Below are 19313 nucleotides of genomic sequence, written 5' to 3'. Positions count from 1 at the left end.
TTTCATTTTTATGCATATGAATATCTTTGAGCTCTAGTTTCTATGGATTCCAACTCATCAATCACATTCATTAACAATTTTTGTTTGATCTCTTGATAATTCGGATCGTCATAATAATTTGTTACTTCACCCGGGTCGTTTACTAAATCATATAGTTCTCCATAATCCTCTCCAAGATAATATGTTAACTTATATCTTTTATTAATGATCGTTTTTAAACGTAATTTCTGCGGGTCATCAACATATTCTACAAGTGCATGTTCTCTGACTTCCTCGATATCCCCTTTCCATTGCATTGAGCAGTCAAGTCCATTCCATTCATTTGGAATGGGGATATGACATAAAGAGAGTAAGGTAGGGGCTATATCCACTAAACTACTAATTGAATCTACTTCAGTCCCTGCTGGCAAATGATTTTTCCATTGAACAAGCAATGGTACATTCACTAATTGTTCGTAATGGAACGGACCTTTCATCCAAATACCATGATCCCCCAGTAATTCTCCATGATCAGAAGTGAAAACTACGATTGTGTTTTCGGATAACCCGAGATGATCTAATGTACATAGAATTTCCCCCATTGCTTCATCTATCATCTCAACCATCTTATAATAGTATGCTTTTCCCAGTTGGGCATCTTCATCATCAATATTTCTATAGTCAAAACCACTTCCCTGCCCGGACATCACATACATTCCTTTCATGGGATCCTCATTCCAGCGACCTTCCCTAACCGATTGGTAATGAGGAGGTTTATCATCCAACTCTCCGTCGCTAAATTTCGGTGAAGGAATGTTGCTTGGTTGAATTTCTCCTACTCTTTCTTTGGGAACTGCATGGGGATGATGTGGATCTTGAAAACCTATACTGAGGAAGAATGGATTCTCATCATGTAAGCTCCTTTTTAGAAAATCATTAGTCCGTTCAACGATCCAGCTATTATTATGAAGCTCCATTGGTAAATCCCAATCATAGCCTTCTCCTCCAAAAGACCGATTAGCCTTACGTACACTATCAAACTCAGTTTTTCCTGATTTGTTCTTGACCCATAATCCATAATGCCCTTTAACCCCGCCTGTTGTATGGGCAACGGAAAGCTCTACTTGATCAAAACCATAATATGGACCATGGAAGTTTCTAAAATGTTCCTCCCAATCCTTATCCGGTTCTTTAGATTCCTCGAAAGTACCATTATAAGCGTTAAAGTGAGCTTTCCCTATCAAATGGGTATTATATCCATTATCTTGAAAGCATTCAGAAAGAAAACGTTGATTTTTCGGTACATTCATACCAATATTCCATGCGCCATGTTTACTTGCGTAGCTCCCCGTATATATAGTTGCCCGGCTTGGTGTACAGACCGGGCTCGTACAGTATGCACGATTAAATAATATACCATGTTGGGCCATCTGATCCAGGTTGGGTGTATTTACGAAATCTGAGCCATAACAACTTAAAGAATCTTTTCTTTGTTGATCCGTCGTTACTAAAATAACATTCGGTTTAGATTTCATTTTAACCATCTCCCAAAAATTGGTGGATTTCCTTGTTTTGTCACTCTTCATGGTATTCAGAAACCTTTATTAACTGTTTTCCAAAACTTTTACTTTGGAAGAGATTCGCAAAGGCTTGAGGTGCATTTTCCAATCCTTTAATCATATTTTCTTTGTATTTAAGTTGGCCTGTCCTAATCCAACATGCCAATTCAGAAATAGCTTCTTCGTTTTTATCCGCATAATCGTATACAACAAATCCTTTCATCATGGCACTGTTTTTAATGAGTAGGTTAAGGTTTCTTGGACCAACTTCAGGATTTTCTAGATTGTATTGGGAAATCTGTCCACACAATACAATACGAGCGTGATAATTTATCAAATTTAGTACGACATCTGTAATGTCTCCACCAACATTGTCAAAATACACATCGACACCATTTGGACATGCCTCCTGCAAATCGGCTCTTATGTCAGTTGTTGTTTTATAATTGATAGCCACATCAAATCCTAATTCATTGATTAAATACTGGTTTTTATGATCTGATCCTGCAATTCCAACTACACGACATCCTAGAAGTTTTGCAATTTGACCGGCAATCATTCCAACGGCCCCAGCAGCTCCTGAAACGACAACAGTTTCACCGGACTGAGGCTTACCAATTTCAACCAAACCGAAATATGCACACAATCCCGGGACCCCAAGTACGCCCAGATAGGTTGAGATTGGCGCTATATTGGGATCAATTTTTTCTGTATGTTTCCCATCGGAAATTGAATAATCCTGCCAACCAAGTCTTTCATACACAATATCACCTGGTACAAAATTCAGATTCTTAGACTGTATGACTCTCCCAATGGATCTTCCGGTTAACACTTCATTTAATTGAAACGGCGGAGTATATGATTTTTGATCTTTCATCATCTCCCTCATCCCAGGATCAACAGATAAGTACAAACTTTGAATTAAAATCTCCTCATCTTTTAGATCAGGTACAGGTGCTTCAACCATTTTGAAATGAGTAGCATCAGGTTCCTTTTCTGGCCTCTTTATTAATAGGATTTTTCTGTTTATTAATTCTCCCATTTAACATACTCCTTTCGTTTATTTTTATTAACTCAACCGAAATTAGGCCAGCTTTTAAAACGGAAAATCATGGTGGGATTCACTTTATATTTAGAGGCAATCCCGTTCACCGTCTGCTCTTCATGCAAGACCTACGGGCCCTATGTTTTAAATATTGTTCCACTTATTTCATAGCTTTATTATAACTTAAATAACTTATTAATTCTCTTCTATGTCTCAACATATTGGAGCAATACAGTTCCAGCTTGCTCGGTACACAAATACATCATTGGCGCCACGATCAGCTTTTATTTTTGGTAAGTTCATCTTCAGATGCGATGATGTCTACGGGAACACTTAGCGAGATTCATTAACCCGGGTGTCTTCTTCGAGAGTTTAAGGCGAGCGCTGTATGGTTCCGGATTGTAATGCATGAATCCTCTCAGCTTCGGGCTGATGGGTGGAAATGACGTTGTCATGGTTCGTCTTCTTTTCTCTTTTAGAAATATTATGATATACAACAAAAAAACGTTATCGTCTACGATCCGTTTTTTTGCGAATTATTTATGGATATTACTTACTCCAAGGGAAGCCTTGAGGACAAACTTCAGGTTACTTTTTCCGGTACCATGGCAAACGCTCCAGTGGGGCATCAACCACCAGTTTGCATGGCCCAACAACGACAGAATCATCATCACCAACCCAATCTCCCGGAGGGAAAAGAATTGTCCGGCGGGCGATTCCCTGTTCTAATACGGGCGCGACTAATATTCGATCCCCCAAAAGAAACTCGTCCATCACCGATTCATAACCCATATCCGGGTACACATATGCCAAATGACGCATTATAGGCTCTCCCGTCATTCCTGCATGAACAGCCAATTCCTCTATATACCCGCCCATTTCAACGTGCAGCTGTGCCGCCTTGATGCATATGGCTGTATGCTTCGAATCAAGAACTCGCCATGGAGCCGTTGAAAACTGCATCATGGGAAATAAAGCAGAACATTGTGCATAACGCACGAATAGCTCCTGGTCCACTTTAAAGTCCGGTCTAATTAAATCCTCATATTGGCCGCCGCCCACCATATCAGGGCAGTTAAAAGCAAAGCCAAGAAGCCCTTGAGCTAGGCCATTCGGAATGAGGCTGCGAAGACCATCAAGTCCCCAGCTATGATTCTTGTCGCTCAGGCGTTGCACGAGCGGTTGTCCACCCATTTTCCAGCAGGCACGATATTCGTTGTATCGGTAATGCAATCCCAAGCGTGCCCAGATTTCACTCTGCTCATTGGGTGTGGTTGGTCTATAAGTTACGTCTTCCGGTGCATAATATTCCGGGTCACCGGCATCCAGCTTGAAACCATCAATGCCATAAGACTGCATCAAATAATCCAGCTCTTCCCTGAACCATTGCTCCGCCTCTGGATGGGTAAGGTCGATAATCGCGCTAAATCCATTCCACCATTCACGAATGACGGGGTGGCCGTTCGCTTCCCGGATCAGGTAGCCTTTTCTACGCAATGCACGGAATACGGAGCTGTCCGGACTAATAAAAGGACATACCCACAGCATCACTGTAAAACCAAGTCCATGCAAATGTTCCACCATTTTCTTCGGTTCCGGGAATCGTTTGCTATCAAAATCTAGCACACCGTAATCTATGTGCCAGTTGTCATCGATCATTAATATCCCCGGCGGCAGACCGTTCTCAATAATCGCTTCCGCATACTCTATAACTTTCTGCTGTGTGCAATCATATGACATTTCCATCCACGTGTTATATTGCGGGACGTTGAAAAATCTTCGGTCCGGAGTCGTTCCATGTGAAGGAAAAAATGAATGTGATGCATAGAGAAAGGCTTCTCTCAAGCTTTCACCGCTTCGTCCTGACTGGACTAAGTCCGTTATTCCGTTTATCTTCAGCTCATTATTTTTTATTTCGAATCTGAAGGGCTGTTCAGACCATACATATCGGCCTTTGCTTGACAAAAGAAGCGGGGACCCTTGATTGTATGCTAAATGGCTGTTTAAATCTCTTTTCACTCCGCTCTCAGATGAAAAGGGCATGCGAACGCCGTCATTCACAACACCGCCCCACCATAATTCGTCAGGTAAAATGTCCACTACCATTTCCTCTTGTTTCATGTCTTTATTTACTCCTCTCTTTCTCCATACCATAGGGAACGAAATGCTACTCTTTAACCGAGCCTAATGTTAATCCGCTAACAAAGTACTTTTGCAGCAGCGGATAAATGACCAATATTGGAATCATGCTGACTAATATTTTGGCCGAGTTGATCGTCTGGTTCGAAAGTTTCGACATTCTTTCAATTTCGTCTACCGTCATATTGGCACTTGAGTTGTTGAATTGAACTACGATCTGATTCAAATAGGTTTGCAGAGGTTGATTCGACGGATTGTTCATCAATATCAGCCCGTCGAAGAAGGAATTCCAATGAGTTACGATGCTGAACAATGTAACGGTTGCCAGTGCCGGCAAGGACAGCGGAAGATAGATCTGCATGAGTGTACGCCAAGGTCCAGCCCCGTCCATTTTGGCGGAATCGTCAAGTTCCTTTGGAATTCCCCGAAAGAAGTTCATCAATATAATAACGTTAAACACAGGAACCGCACTAGGAAGCACGAGTGCCCAGATGGAATCAAGCAGCCCCAAGTCACGAATTGTCATATACCAAGGAATCAGACCGCCACTAAACAGCATTGTAAATACGACGAACCACATATAAACATTTCTCGAACGAAAAACATGAACTTCACGTGAAAGTGGATAGGCCATAAGAATGGTTAGGACAAATTGAATCCCCCCTCCCAGCAATACTCTTTTCACGGAGACCCAGAATGCCATAAAAAATGCTTTATCCTCGATCACCGCCCGATATGCCGCCACATTTATGCCTTTAGGCCATAGGATTACAGAGCCTGCGGCAACGGCAGATTTATCGCTAAATGAAATGGCGAGAATGTGAAGCAACGGGAACAAGCTGCATGCCGTGATGACACATAAAATCACTAGAATGGCTCCATCGATAATCCGATTGAACGGTCCCTTTCCATAAACCATCGTTATATTCCTCCTGTCCTGCTAAAAAATACGGTAATTTGCAAATTTTGAGGCCAATTGATACGAAATATAAATCAGAATCAGACTCACAATGGATTTCAACGTACCTACCGCCGTCGCCAATTCGTACTGGGACTCGATTAAACCCATTCTGTACACATACGTGTCAATGATATCGCCTGATTCATATACGAGTGTGTTGTATAGATTAAATACCTGTTCAAAACCTGCATTCAGGACATTCTGAAGGCTTAATGTCGCAATAAGAATAATGGTTGCCGAGATTGCGGGTAGAGTCACGAATCTAAGCTTTTGCCACCTGGACGCTCCGTCGATCTCCGCCGCTTCATACAGCACCGGGTTGATCCCCGTTAAAGCTGCCAAAAATACGATGGCGGAGAAACCGAATTCTTTCCATACATCCGTCCCTACAATGACAAACGGAAACCAGTTGTTATCGCCGAGGAAAAATATGGGATCCAAGCCAATGAGCTTCATGCCTTGATTGACTACGCCATCCAGGGATAGCATTTGACCAACGATACCGCCGATGAGTACCCATGAAATAAAGTGAGGCAAGTAAACAATGGTCTGAATAAACCGCTTTAGAAACCGGGTCCGAAGCTCGTTCAGCAATAATGCAAAAGTCAGCGCAGCGACCAAGCTGGCGATAATCTTCATGACCGCGATAAAAATCGTATTCAGAAATACCCGCTTACTGTCGGGGATTTCAAGCATATACCTGAAATTGTCCAAGCCGACCCAGTCCGATCCCCAGAATCCCTTAGCCGGACTGAAATCCTGAAACGCAATGACAATACCGAACATAGGATAAATGCTGAATATGAGCAGAAGCAAAATACCCGGAAAGAGCATCAAATGGTAATGCAGCGATGTTCTTGTCTTCATCTTCGATTTCTCCTTCTTTTACAGATAGCTAAGAGCCGGGCTTAACCGGCTCTTAGCTGCTTATCGGTGGAATTATTTCAGTTGCTCGCGTACTTCCTCGGTAATTTGACTGCCACCCTGCTTGTTCCACTCTTCAACGAATTGGTCAAAGTAATCCAGCGGCTTATTTCCAAGCACAATTTGCATGAATGCGGTGTCTTCTAACTTCGACAAGTTAACCCATTTCTTTTCCATTGTCTTGGTCTTACCGTAAAACTCACTGTATACGCGTCTTATGTTCTTCTCGGCCACAAGTGGTTGTACGCCGATAACACGGGACAATGGTTCTCCGTATTTGTCAGAGTTTTGTTTAAGCCAATCCTCTCCCTTTGTCCACAGTTCTGCCACTTTCGTCGCATCTTCAATTAAATATTTAGGGCCATCGTAAGTCGCTTCATCCAATTTTTCACCCGCTGACAACTTTACCACCAGTTCATGCAGTTTTAGTACTGAATCAGCTCGCCACAATTGGAGATTAATCGGCAGGGCATTATCATGTACTGGCGGACTGGCGCCCTTGTAAGGATCAATGGATTGATCTTCATATTGCATTTGTACTTCCCAATTCAATATTTTTATGGCAGCCTCCGGATGAGAGAAACCCTTTTTAACAACCAGTATATTGCCGATTGGTCTTTCTTGCTTTGCATAATAAGGGCCGTCTTCCGATTGCTTCAACGTATACGCACGCCATACAGCGCTGGGATCGTTTTTGACCGAATCGGATAGTGGCGACCATCCTGCCCACCACGAGCCAAAGAAAATACCGGATTTATTACTTGCGATTAACTGAGATGCCTGGTCACTTTTCATGGCTCCGAATTCCTTATTGATGAGCCCCTCTGCATACATATCCCGAAGTATTCTGAGTGCCTCTTTGGTTTCAGGTGTTGTGGAACCGTATACAACCTCTCCACTTTTATCCTTTATCCAGTAACCTGGAAAGGATTGGTTTTGGTTAAAAATAGCGTCAAATGAAAGCATGTCTGCTTTGAAGAACGTACTCTGGCCTGGAATGCCTACGGTATCCTTTTTGCCATTACCGTCCGGATCTTGTTCAATAAATGCTTTGGTCACTTTCTTCAAACGTTCTAAATTGGTTGGCGCCTCCAAATTAAGTTTATCCAGCCAATCTTGCCGTACCCAAACTTCAGCCGAGTTGTTATCAATAGTGCTCATAGATGATATGCCATAGATTTTACCATCCACATCCAACGTTTCAAGCGCTTTACCGCCATCGGTTGTATACATCTCTTTTAATCCGTCTGAAGCATATATCTTATAGGTGTCCGTCAAATCCTCTATCATATCATTCTTGATAAGCTCAAGATACTCATCAAATCCAACGAGAAACATATCCGGAAGATCATTGCTGGCAATAGCTAATTTTAATTTTTGAGTGTATGGATCCCCTCCTTTTACCGTCCATACATAATTTAAATCAGCCTGCAATTTCTCTTCTATGAATCGTGTCCATGCATTATCATTCAGTGTATCCCCTTCAGGAAGATTGAGATTGATATCTCCCTCGCTTTTCGCCAAGTTAATGGTTACTTTCTCCGGAAGAGGAGCGAACGGATCTTTCGTCTCCTTCTCAGAAACCGTGCTGCTCTCTTTCTTTTCGCTTTCTTTTGTTTCAGAGGTACTGGAACAAGCAGTTGTTAACAGAAACAAAAGAGACAGTATCAATATGGATCCCCTCTTATTCATCTTGAAACCCCTTTCATATGATTAATGAATTGACTTCTTACTTCATCTGCAATCAAATTATAACACCTCTTTTTTACAGTCCGGGAAAGGCAAATGTACTCTATAACTATGTTTTTTGTATTTAAATGTTTGTATTCCGAAAAGAACTTCAGACAATTAACTCACTATTAACAGATCATTTTCCCCGTGAGCATAAAAAAGAAGCGGCTGACTAACAACAGCGCTTCTTTTATTATTCCGAAACTCTCAAATCCTCTGGCTCGAGCGGTATTGGCTTGGCAGCATACCTGTCCGTTCCCGAAAAAGCTTACTAAAGTATTTTTCATCCTGAAACCCTACTTCCTCAGCGATCCGGTAAACAGGATAATTGGTTTCTAATAACAGCAATTTGGCATGGTTTAATCCAACATTTTGAATGTATGAGCCAAAAGAAACCCCTACGATATCCCTGAAGCATTTGCTGAAATAACTACGGCTCATACCTATATGCACACATAACTGAGCTTGCGTTAATTGCCTGCCATTACAATGATGGATATAATCCACGGCAAGTAATATTTGTTTAATAACATCCTCTGTATAGTTTGTTCGGATCAGCCGGCTAACAGCAGCTTTACGAATGTCCCCTAGAATGTGCTCTTCATTCTTCTCTTTGTCGATCGTTTCTTTAAAAATATCGCCACAAACCGGAAGACATATTGCCCAATAGGTGGAGGCTTCTTTACATATTGTAGAGCACTCATCCAATTTTTGAAGCTTAAGCATACCCGTCATTTGTGAAAGCAATATGTCATCCAACAGCCAACTGATCTGGTACCATAGCTTCTTCAAATCTTCTCTAGACGGGGCTGGAGTTATTGGCTTTATCGTTGATTCTTCTTGATTTGTTCGGGCCTCACTTACGCGTGATACAATTCGTTCTAAAGCTTGTTCCATTACGTCCAGCTCCAGTTGTGTTTTCACTAAGTAATCCACTGCTCCGAAGCGGAGTGCCTTTTGCACGTAATCAAACTCCTGGTGACAAGTGAGGATCACCGTTGAGATTTCGGGATACTGCTCTTTTACCAAACTCACAAGGTCAAGCCCGTTCATACCAGGCATCGAAATATCAATGAACATTAGATCATATGATTCCTTTTCAAGCAGCTTAAGCGCTTCCTCTGCGGTCCGGGCTTCACCTGACACTTCGATTTTAAATTTTTCCCATGGCATCGTCATTCTTAATCCGACACGGACTAAATGTTCATCATCAACGATCATTGCTCTTATCATCCAGTGACACTCCTTCAATCTTAAGCGGTAAAATTAATGAAACAACCGTCCCCTTGCCTTGTGCGCTCTTGATATCAAATTTAGCTTGTTCCTTATAATAAACCTCCAGCAGCTTAATCACGTATTTCAATCCGATCCCAAGCCCCGACTTCTGTTTCTCAAATTCATGATTGCTGAACAAGTGCTGTAATTGATCCTGATCCATGCCCGTGCCATTATCGGATACTCTCATTTCAAGCTGATGCCGGTTTTTGGAGCGGATTGAAACCGATATCTCCCCTTTATCATCTGGCAGGCCATGGTATAAAGCATTCTCGACTAATGGCTGTAAAATAAAACGTGGGATAGCTATGTCCATTAAATCAGGATCAACATCCACCTTTACCTGGAATACATAATTATAACGAATGTTTTGCAGTTCGATATAATTGGATAGGGCCTCTACCTCTTGTTCCAATCGAACGATGATATTCTGCTTACCCAAATTGTAATGCAAAACACGTGTGAAAATGGAGACAAGCCGGTCAATCTGCGGTTGATGATGTATCCGTGCCAACCATTGAACCGTGTTTAATGTATTATGCAGAAAATGAGGGTTGATTTGCACCAATAGTTTCTCAACTTCCATTTCACCTCTGCGTTTCTCTTCCTGTTTAATCTCACCGATCAGCTCAATCAGCCTGTTGCGCATATCGTAGAATCGTTCCAGGAGAATATCGAACTCATTCAATCCCGTCTGAATAGACGATGATAGGATCGGCTCTTGGCCGGTAAACGATCGGACTTCCTTCGTAATAAGCTGCAGTGGTCTATTGACCATCCGCCAGATAACCGTGGCAAACAGTAGGCCAAGACTGAGCGACAATGCCGAAATATATGTATATTGCCGCAACCATTTATTGGTTTCCGCTGCATATTCAAGCTTGGACACGGCCATCACCAGCGTCCATCCATTCCGGTTAGCGGACGCATAGGATTTAAATTTTTCGTCCAAGCCGTTCATGTCAGACACCTGCTTACCTAAAGGTGCAAGCTTTATATCATCGCTATATGCTATCTTTCCATCAGGATTGACCAGGAAATAAAGCGCCTTCATTCCTAGTTGATTAGGAGAAAGTATATCTTTAAAATTATCAGCCCTTGTTTCAACATATACGTAAGTGTTTGGAAGATCGTCACCAGCCTCCCGCATGATAGAGAATACAAGCCGATCTTCTGCTCCCTTGACGACAGATGGATGCGGCCCGTAATAAGAAATGCGATTGGCTTGATAGAATATCGGCAGTGATTTGAGATTCAAATTCTCTGTAATCGGCAAGTTTTCAAACCGATAGGCCGTCTCTTGCCCCGGAAAATAATAGAATATTTGCCCCAGACTCGGATTGGATAAATTAATCAGGTTCACAGACTTATTGATCGATTTAAAAAGTACAGCCCGTTCATAAGAAGTCTTTGCCTGAAGAAACTCGACTACATCTTGTCCGGTGCCACTGTCAAATGTAAGCATTTGTGATGCATCACTCAAATTGTTCAGAATTCGTTCAATCGATTCTCTTCCTAACTTGACACTACTCGTCAAATCTTCATCAATCTTAGTAGTTTGGACTACAGACATCCATTGAAAAGATATAAATCCAATCATTACGACAGGTATCAAGACACTAATGACAAGAAGAATACTGAGCCGCGCGCGCAATGTTTTGGGCCGAAGACGTTTAGGAACTGCCACGCTATCGTGAATTTGCTGCATGAATCGTTCTCTCCCTTAAATACGGCTGTCTTTCAGAATGATGTAACTGAAATGCGTATGACCCCAATATAACAGAGGAAGATTACGAATACTACGCCAACGTGCCCAAAACATGGATAGATAGACCCGGAATTAACGAATTTACAACATACCTGCCAGCACGGACGCCGATGCGATGCGGTTCCATATGTTCATGCTGATCGCCTTGCTCTCATCTTCAAGCTTAGGGACGTTATAGTAGAGCATATCCTGCTCCAGTTCATCGAGCCGGGATACGTCGCCTGCCAAATAATCCTCGATTCTTTGTTTCGCCGTATGCATCCGCTGCAGCAGTCCGCCCATCCGCAGATCGAATACATCGAGCCCGAAAATTTTATTTTCTTCATGCCATTGATGCGTATAGTGCTGCATGAACCGCTTCGTCTTGCCGATTAATTCGGGAAGAATCTCTTCGGCATAATGCTTCAACGCTTTTAGATCGTTCATCTGGTATGCCTCACGAAGATCGATGCCGATCCGTGACTTGATCTCAAGCACGTCGCAAAGCGACGCCTGTGTATCAAACAGGCCCCTCCATCCGGGATTCCGCTCGGCGGCCTGTCTGAATACGCTCGCACTATGCCGGTAATGCTCGGCATAGGGCCCAGGCGACACATGCTTGTCGAACAATCCGCACAGGATGTCCTGATACAAGATATACTTTGGAGGATTAACGGAGCAGCCGCCGGGAGCCGGATTATCCGGAACCAGCATAGGCAGGTCAAGCTGCATGAAATCATCATATCTTCCCTGCGTACAGGTTTCGAATCTTTTGGCCAAATGCTCATGTTCCGAATGATTCCGGTAGCATAGCTCCGCCCATAATTGAAGCGCAGGCAAGATCGCATATACGGAGCATTCTGCTCCATTATCTCCCCATCCGGTCAGCAGCACATTTCGGACATGGTTCTTCCGGCAGCTCTCGTGGGCGATCTCCCCGACATGCTTGCTAAAATGGTTGTTCGGAGAGAATCCCATCCACTTCCAGGCCCCTCCCGCGAAAACGACATGATCGCATAATTGCTTATGCTTGGCCATCATCCCGTCATATATGGCCGGATCCTCGCTGTAATAATCCCAGTACACGAGCTTGACATCGTTCGGAATCATCCGGATCACGTCTTCACGCAGCTCGCAAGAAAGATCGTAATACTCTCCCCCATTGGCCAGCCGGAAGAACATGTCGCTCCACATCATCGGCTTATAACCATACTTGCGGGCGATCTGCATGACTCTGTCGAAATGTCGCAGCATGATCTCCATGCGATCCTGATAGCCGTGCTTGTCCAGATGCTTGCCCAGTCCGAGCATATGGGCTTCATCCATCCCGATGTTGATCTGCCTGCTCGTCAAATGCCCGGACAATGTCTTGAACATGGCGTCTATGAAATGATAGGTTTCTTCCTCGTCAACCAGCAAAATATCGTTACAATCGAGAAGATGGGAGAAGGCCGGCCAGCGTAAGGGCTGCTCCAAATGTGCAAGTGTCTGGATGCAAGGCACGACTTCAATGCCGAACAGGCCTGCATACGCGTCCATCCGTGACAAGGCCTCGCCGGAATAGCGGCCTCTCATATGACCGAAGTAAGGATAGTCTTGCAGCTCAAACGTATCTTCCATATAGAGCTGCACTTGCGAGTAGCCCATGAGCGCCAAATGCCTGATCAACCTTTGATAGCCTGCATCATGCAGCACCGCATTGCGCGAACAATCCACCATGAAGCCCAGGGTATCGTACACAGGCTCTTCCTGAACATGAAAATCTGCCCCCGACCGGAGTCCTTCAGCGAACAGGCTTAGCGCCCTGAATAGCTGATGATCCTGTTCGTACCGAATCATGCCTGCCGATCCACCATATTGCACCTTTATACCTTTTCCGCCTTTCTCGCAATGGACCGGAATGCCGCCGCCGGAACATTCGATACCTAAATCTCTTGATAACTCCATCAGGCCAGCATGCTGTTTTTTATCCAATCCGGTTACACGAAGAGTATGCTTCATCTCTCATCCGCCTCCATATACAATCAAGTTTTCGTAAAATATAATCACTTAAACCGCTAATCCATCGTGCCAGTTCCGCGCATACCCGCGAAGAAAAAAGCATGTCGGGCACCGAGTCGACATATGGAAAGGCTTATGCCGTAGAATGCATAAGCCTTTCTTGTTTGGCCATGGGTAAGCATGGCCGTGTTCATTCATGATCCGATCCTACGATTACTATATCGAATTCATCGTCGCGCCGGCATGTAGAAAACTTGAATATCGTATGGATTTTTTAGCTTTTTTTCTCGGCAATGCGAATGGCATCTATGCTTGCGTTTTCCGGTCCCGGATTATCCATGTAGAAGACGGCCGAGTGAACGCCGGAGCCTGTCGTAAAATGGAACGTATAGCTGCTCCATTCCGACTTGGCAATCGTTTCTTCCGTTTGTTGACCGCCCTGAGTCACACCAACCAGCAGCCGGCTTACATCTGACTTCCGGTCCGTCTTGGCGCTCAGCGTGACCTCATATTCCGTGTTTGGCTTAACTGCAATGGATTGCTGTATTTTCCCGCCGGCAAGAACAGAGGCGTATCGCCCGTGGTCGATGGTTTGTTTGATGGCAGCTTTACCCGGTGTCTGCTCCCATCCATCCAGATTGCCCTGGTTAAAACCGCCATTGGAAATCAAATTCTCCACTGGGTCCGTTACCGTCACTCTCCTCGTCCTAGTCGCGCGGTTCCCTGCAGCATCCAGCACCGTATACGTCACTTGGTAATCGCCTTTTTGGCTTCTGTCCAGCCCGGTTTCATCAAGCTGTATTCTTCCGGTGATTTCTTCCCGGTCATCCCGGTTATCTAGCGCATATACCTTTTCCAGCAGGTCAAGGGAGGTGTTCAGCGGAATCTGGATATCCTTCACCCCATATAGAACCGGGGCCGTCGTATCCGGCAGCGGGTTCGGATCCGCTTTCTGATAAGCCCTGAACCAGTCTACCTCCGAAAAATAAGGGAGTTGGGCGTTATCGATGTTCCCTTCGCCCCAGCCGGGCGATCTTGCCCATCCGCTCGACAGGATGAAAATCTCTTTGACCCAAGGAATATTGGCTTTGTTGGTATACGTCCAGGTCAGCTTTCCGTCGAAGTAAAATTTCAGCGCATCCTCGCTCCATTCCAGTCCATACACATGAAAGCCGTCATGAATATTCGGGGCAGGCTTCTTGCCGCTGCCCGTGCTCTGATGGTCCTGGTCGTAACCGTCCCAATGCAGCGCCGTTTCCGTATAATCGCCTTTCCATACCGTTTCGGTCACGTCGATTTCCAGTCCGTCTTTTCCGGTTCCGTCGATATTAAACACGCCCGGATAATTAAAGGCCCAGAAGGCGAAGTAGGTTTTCTCGGTAGGCGGTATTTTGGCGCTGACTTCGAAGAAACCGTATTTCTGATCGAATTTGGCCTCGTTAGTCTGGCGGTCCTCGCCGTGCGTATCGACTCTGCCCAGCACGACATTACCGTCCGGTTCCCTGGCGATTTGCAGTTTCAGCTTGCCGTCGGAAACCGACACCATGTCATCGCGGTGGTAGGTCGCATATTCCTTGCCTCTAACCGACCATAGATTCGTATCGAGTTCGGTTCCGTTAAAATTGTCTTCCTTGGTCAGCACCCATGCGGTATTGCCGTTATCAGGGTACCAAGGCTTTTTAGCCGCCGTTACGGTCACATGACAAACCGCTTCATTCCCGCCGGCATGGGCAGTGACCTTGATGTCGGCAGTTCCCGGCCCCTTAGCCGTAATGACTCCCTTCGAGTCAACCACGGCAACCGTCGGATTCGTGCTGGTGAACGTCACCTCGCGATCAGGCGCATCTGCAGGGGCCACGTTTGCAAGCAGTTCATACTGATCGCCGTTGGCAAGCTGCAGATCTTTCATATTCAAACTGACGTTGACGCCGGCGGCTCCGGCATACTCGGTCACCTCGGCTGCATCGATGTAAGCTTTTTGATTCGTGCCAAGGAGTCCGCCAGACCACAGATAAACCGTTGCAGTCGTCTGATTTCCCGTATGAAACACGATCTCATGCTGCGCGTATTCCGTTCCCGTAACCGGGAGTTTGATCTCCTCCGCACCTGTTTTCACGCCCAGAATGGCTCCGGCTCCCGGGGCGCTCGTCTTCACGTAAGCCGAAAACTTATAAGTCGTATTGGTTTTGAGGCCGGACAAATCATAATTCAGCGATCCCGTCGACGGAATGAACCCTGCACGATTGCCTGCATAAACCAGCGGCTTGTCCGTCACGGTCTGCGGAATCTCGCCCTGGCTCGGCCATACGCGCCAGTTCACGGGTCTAAGATCGCCTGTCGTTTGTTCGAAGCCCGGATTGGCGATCAGGTTCGTTCCCGACGCAGCGCCCGTTTCTCTGACGGCGACGTTATCGATATAGGCCTTTTGCTTACCCGATAGGCCGTTGGAGGACCAGAGAAAGACTTGCGAGGTCGTCTGGTTTCCGGTCGTAAACGAAACCGTGTACGCTGCATAATCGGCTCCCGTGACGTCCTGAACGATATCCAGCTTGCTGCCGTCGTACCATTTCGCTCCCAGCTTCGCGCTGGCGGATGCATCGCTTAACTTCACGTACGCGGTGAAGGTGTAGCCTGTATTGGCTTTCAGGCCAGTCAGATTATACGTCAGCGAGCTTGACGGCACGATATACGCAGCCTTGTCCCCCGCATAAACCAGTCCGGCGTCATGGACAATGCCGGGCCGCTCGGATTGATTGGTAAAAACCGACCAGTTAACCGCCTCTTCTTCCTGATAGACCTGCTCAAACCCCGGGTTGCTCAATACATTAGCCGCCTGTGCAGACGCGCTGCTGCCACCGGCGTTCAAACCTCCGCCGATCAGAGCCGCAATGAAGCAGCCAATCATGTACCTGCGTATTGTCCTCGTCATGTGAACCGACCTCCTTATGGATATCCGTTAATAACCGAGTTTTTTGTGGTTCCATTCCATATATTCACGGGCATGCAGCGGGCCGCCCTCTCGCATGACCGTCCAGAGCGGATCGACGTCGAATTCCATTGTCATCATCATCTCATCATGCCATTCATTCAGCAGATAAATCGCTTCCCTGCACAGATCGCGTCGATGCTCCGCAAGATTATGCTGCTGGTGCCTGTCCTCCTGCAGGTGAAACAGCATTTCTTTCGGAAAGCCATGGTACCCGTCATGGTAAGACCGGATATACAGCCATTCTCCGAACCTGACGCTCCGCTGGCATACATGGGCGCACTGGGTCAGGACCAGGTATGGCCTGCCCGAGGATTCTCCGCGCTGTATACATCCGGCATAGCTGCTGCCGTCCCAGCGCGCGGGCTTGCTCGCTCCAACCAGGTCGGCAAGCGTAGGCGCAAGGTCCAGGTGATAGTACAATCCCTCTTCCCGTACTCCCTTGGCGCCGTCCGGCCAGCGGAAGATCATCGGAATCCGGCAGGTGGCCTGATCGGCCGTGCCGTGTTCGGAATATATGCCGAGCTCGCCCAGGTTTTCCCCGTGGTCGGCACTGATCAGAATAGCTGTATCATCCATGATCCCCATCCGTTCCAGAAGAGAAAAAACCCTCCCGATATGCTCATCCATGTATTTGACCGCGCAATCGTAATTATCAATGATGTGCCTGAGGCCTTGATAATTCTCGATAGCGTGTTTATGCCTGGACCATTTGCTGTAGTGCGTCTTGGCCAGTGCATTCATATCCGCAATGCTGTGCTGCCCTTCCTTTGCCAGGTGAGACTCGAACACGTCCTCTGTCAGCCATTCGGGAAGCGGAGCTTGCTCGAACGGGTTGCCGTAGGACTCGGGAACCCGGTACGGCGTATGCGGATCCCAGAAATTCAGATGAAGGAACCAGTTGTCCGCCGCCCCGTTCTCCTCCAGCCATTTCAATGCGACCGGCAGCACTTCATGCGCCGATTCTCCGCCGTTCTCGCCGATATTAAAGATCTCGTGAAAACCGGCGTTGAAGGTCCAGGCCGAATGACGGTCAGCAAACGTGCTGATCGACGCCGTCTTATATCCCGCATTCCGCAGCACCGCCGGGAGGCTTTCCGATTTCAGGCGGTCGGCGAACCCTCGGTCCGGTCCTTCCCGCCGGAAATCGGCTGCCGTTCCGCCATGCCCCGCAATGCCGGTATGAATGCCGAATCTACCTGACATCATGGCAGATCTGGACGGCAGGCATGGTGCGTCGGAGCAATAGTAATTCGTAAACAGCACTCCCTCTGCCGCCAGGCGGTCGATATTGGGAGAGGTTTTACGATGATACCCGTAACAGCCCAAATGGTCCGGTCTCAGGGAATCCAGGTCAAGATAGAGAATTTTCATAGATGATATGCCCCCTTCATCATTGCGATTGCGCGCTGTACCACTCCGAAAACTGCTTTTGCATTTCCGCGACATACTTATCCAGGCCCGCATCCTTCAAGGCCTTCAAGGCAGCGGGGAAATATTTGTCGTAGTCGTAAATGCCGTACTCGATCGGGACGATTTTCTCGGAATATACCGCCTGGATTTTGGCTACCTCCGCCTGTACCGGACGCGCATCAAACGAGAATCCGATATTTTTGGCCTGGATGGAGCCTTCATCCGTTTTCTTGTAAGCTTCGATAAAGTCGTCCGGAACGTTGTTGAAGTATCTGCCGTACTTCAGATTAAAGATTTGCCACTCGTCGAAGAAGGAGTCGGAAACCAATTTTTTCACTTTGCCGCTGCTATCCAGCTCATAATCTTTGCCCTGCACCCCGTAAGCAAGGAAATCATAATTTTCCTGGCTGCCGAACATCCAATTGAAGAGCTTGAGATATTGATCCACGTACTTCTGTCCTCCGATGGAGATGGAATATTTCGTGTTGTCTCTGACCGAAGACATCAGCGGCTGATCGCCGATCTGGTAGTTCGCCAGCTGTCCGGTCGGCACTTTGGATACCAGGTTCGGCAGCTGCTCCATCGGATAAGCCGAGGTCCCCCGGTTCAGGAAGGCTTTGCCCGCATTCCAGTCCGCAAGTCCAAGCTCCGGATTTGTGATCACGGAATCATTGATGTAGCCTTCCTTCTGCCATTTGGCCATCAGGTTGGCCGTATTCTTGAACAGCTCGGATTCGTAAAAGCTGTACACTTTATCATCCTTGGCCAGCGAATCCACGTAGGTGTATGTCCAGGCCGTCGAATTTCCTTCCATAGAGGTAAACAGCTGATCAGGCATCAAGGCGGCTCTGAACATTTTTTTCACATGCGAGGCTTCGGGGATCATCGTATAGTCAGGGTGCTTTTCTTTCACGAGTTTGAAAGCCTTTTCAACATCATCCATCGTCTTCAGTTCCTTCATGCCCGCTTCTTCCAGTAGGTCTTGGCGTACCGTCACAAGCTGAAAATCGCCGGCATAAGGCTTATTGCCAAACGGCAGGGCATATATTTTCCCTTCCAGCTTGCCTGCTTTCCAGGCATCCTCGCGCGTCATCTCTTTCAGCTGAGGGGCATTCTTGTCGATGCTCTCCTGCGGGATTTCCGCGAGAAATCCTTTATTCACCTTTTCCCCCAGTCCGCCGGTGCCTGCATATGTAGCAAAGTTCTCCCCGGAGGCAAACATCAGGTCGACCTGCTGGTTGCTTCCCCAGGGCAAGAATTTGAATGTCAGATCAATATTCAGGTCCTTCAGAACCTTCTCGTGAAGATCCTTCTCCAGAAATTCCGTTCTTCTCGGAGTCAGGTCTCCGAAATTGACCAGCGTCAGCTTTACGGCATCTTGTTGATTTTCTGCCTTGGTTGCGTTTTGCGGTTCAGCACCTGTGGCGCTTTGATCTCCCGCTTTGCTTCCGCATCCGGTCAACACCAGTGTGGAACTCATGAATACGGATAGCAGGATGGCAAGACTCTTCTTTAACATACATTTGACCTCCTTGATTGTCTTCATTTTTTAA

At 46.3% G+C, this 19313-nt stretch carries 12 protein-coding genes; all 12 read right to left on the bottom strand.

What is annotated here, in order from left to right:
* Positions 1–8: 8 nt before the first annotated feature.
* Positions 9–1514, bottom strand: coding sequence for a sulfatase family protein (locus E6W40_RS03520; protein WP_168928818.1), 1506 nt, complete (start codon positions 1512–1514; stop codon positions 9–11).
* A gap of 40 nt (positions 1515–1554) precedes the next feature.
* Positions 1555–2580: an NADP-dependent oxidoreductase gene (locus E6W40_RS03515; protein WP_136604216.1), complete on the bottom strand. Its 1026-nt coding sequence runs from the start codon at positions 2578–2580 to the stop codon at positions 1555–1557.
* 591 nt (positions 2581–3171) lie between these two features.
* A complete protein-coding gene (locus tag E6W40_RS03510) occupies positions 3172–4704 on the bottom strand; it encodes a glycoside hydrolase family 31 protein (protein WP_136604215.1) in 1533 nt (510 codons plus the stop codon).
* Positions 4705–4750: 46 nt separating this feature from the next.
* A complete protein-coding gene (locus tag E6W40_RS03505) occupies positions 4751–5641 on the bottom strand; it encodes a carbohydrate ABC transporter permease (protein ID WP_136604214.1) in 891 nt (296 codons plus the stop codon).
* 21 nt (positions 5642–5662) lie between these two features.
* Entirely contained in the window at positions 5663–6550 is an 888-nt protein-coding gene (locus E6W40_RS03500) for an ABC transporter permease (RefSeq protein ID WP_136604213.1), read from the bottom strand.
* A gap of 72 nt (positions 6551–6622) precedes the next feature.
* Positions 6623–8131: an extracellular solute-binding protein gene (locus E6W40_RS03495; RefSeq protein WP_168928817.1), complete on the bottom strand. Its 1509-nt coding sequence runs from the start codon at positions 8129–8131 to the stop codon at positions 6623–6625.
* Positions 8132–8545: 414 nt separating this feature from the next.
* Positions 8546–9571, bottom strand: a complete 1026-nt coding sequence (locus E6W40_RS03490; protein ID WP_136604211.1) for a response regulator transcription factor — start codon at positions 9569–9571, stop codon at positions 8546–8548.
* Positions 9549–11321: a sensor histidine kinase gene (locus E6W40_RS03485; protein ID WP_136604210.1), complete on the bottom strand. Its 1773-nt coding sequence runs from the start codon at positions 11319–11321 to the stop codon at positions 9549–9551. Before E6W40_RS03485 ends, E6W40_RS03490 begins: the two co-directional genes overlap by 23 nt.
* 141 nt (positions 11322–11462) lie before the next feature.
* Positions 11463–13361, bottom strand: a complete 1899-nt coding sequence (locus E6W40_RS03480; protein ID WP_136604209.1) for a family 20 glycosylhydrolase — start codon at positions 13359–13361, stop codon at positions 11463–11465.
* 274 nt (positions 13362–13635) lie between these two features.
* On the bottom strand, positions 13636–16290 hold the full coding sequence (locus E6W40_RS03475; RefSeq protein ID WP_136604208.1) for a carbohydrate binding domain-containing protein: 2655 nt from the start codon (positions 16288–16290) through the stop codon (positions 13636–13638).
* A gap of 27 nt (positions 16291–16317) precedes the next feature.
* Positions 16318–17721 (bottom strand): sulfatase family protein, encoded by a 1404-nt coding sequence (locus E6W40_RS03470; protein ID WP_136604207.1) that lies wholly within the window; start codon positions 17719–17721, stop codon positions 16318–16320.
* Positions 17722–17740: 19 nt separating this feature from the next.
* Entirely contained in the window at positions 17741–19279 is a 1539-nt protein-coding gene (locus E6W40_RS03465) for a DUF3502 domain-containing protein (RefSeq protein ID WP_168928816.1), read from the bottom strand.
* Positions 19280–19313: the final 34 nt, after the last annotated feature.

The organism is Paenibacillus dokdonensis (genome assembly GCF_004916975.1).
GTDB lineage: Bacteria > Bacillota > Bacilli > Paenibacillales > Paenibacillaceae > Paenibacillus_AQ > Paenibacillus_AQ dokdonensis.
This window is presented reverse-complemented; position numbering and strand designations above follow the sequence as displayed.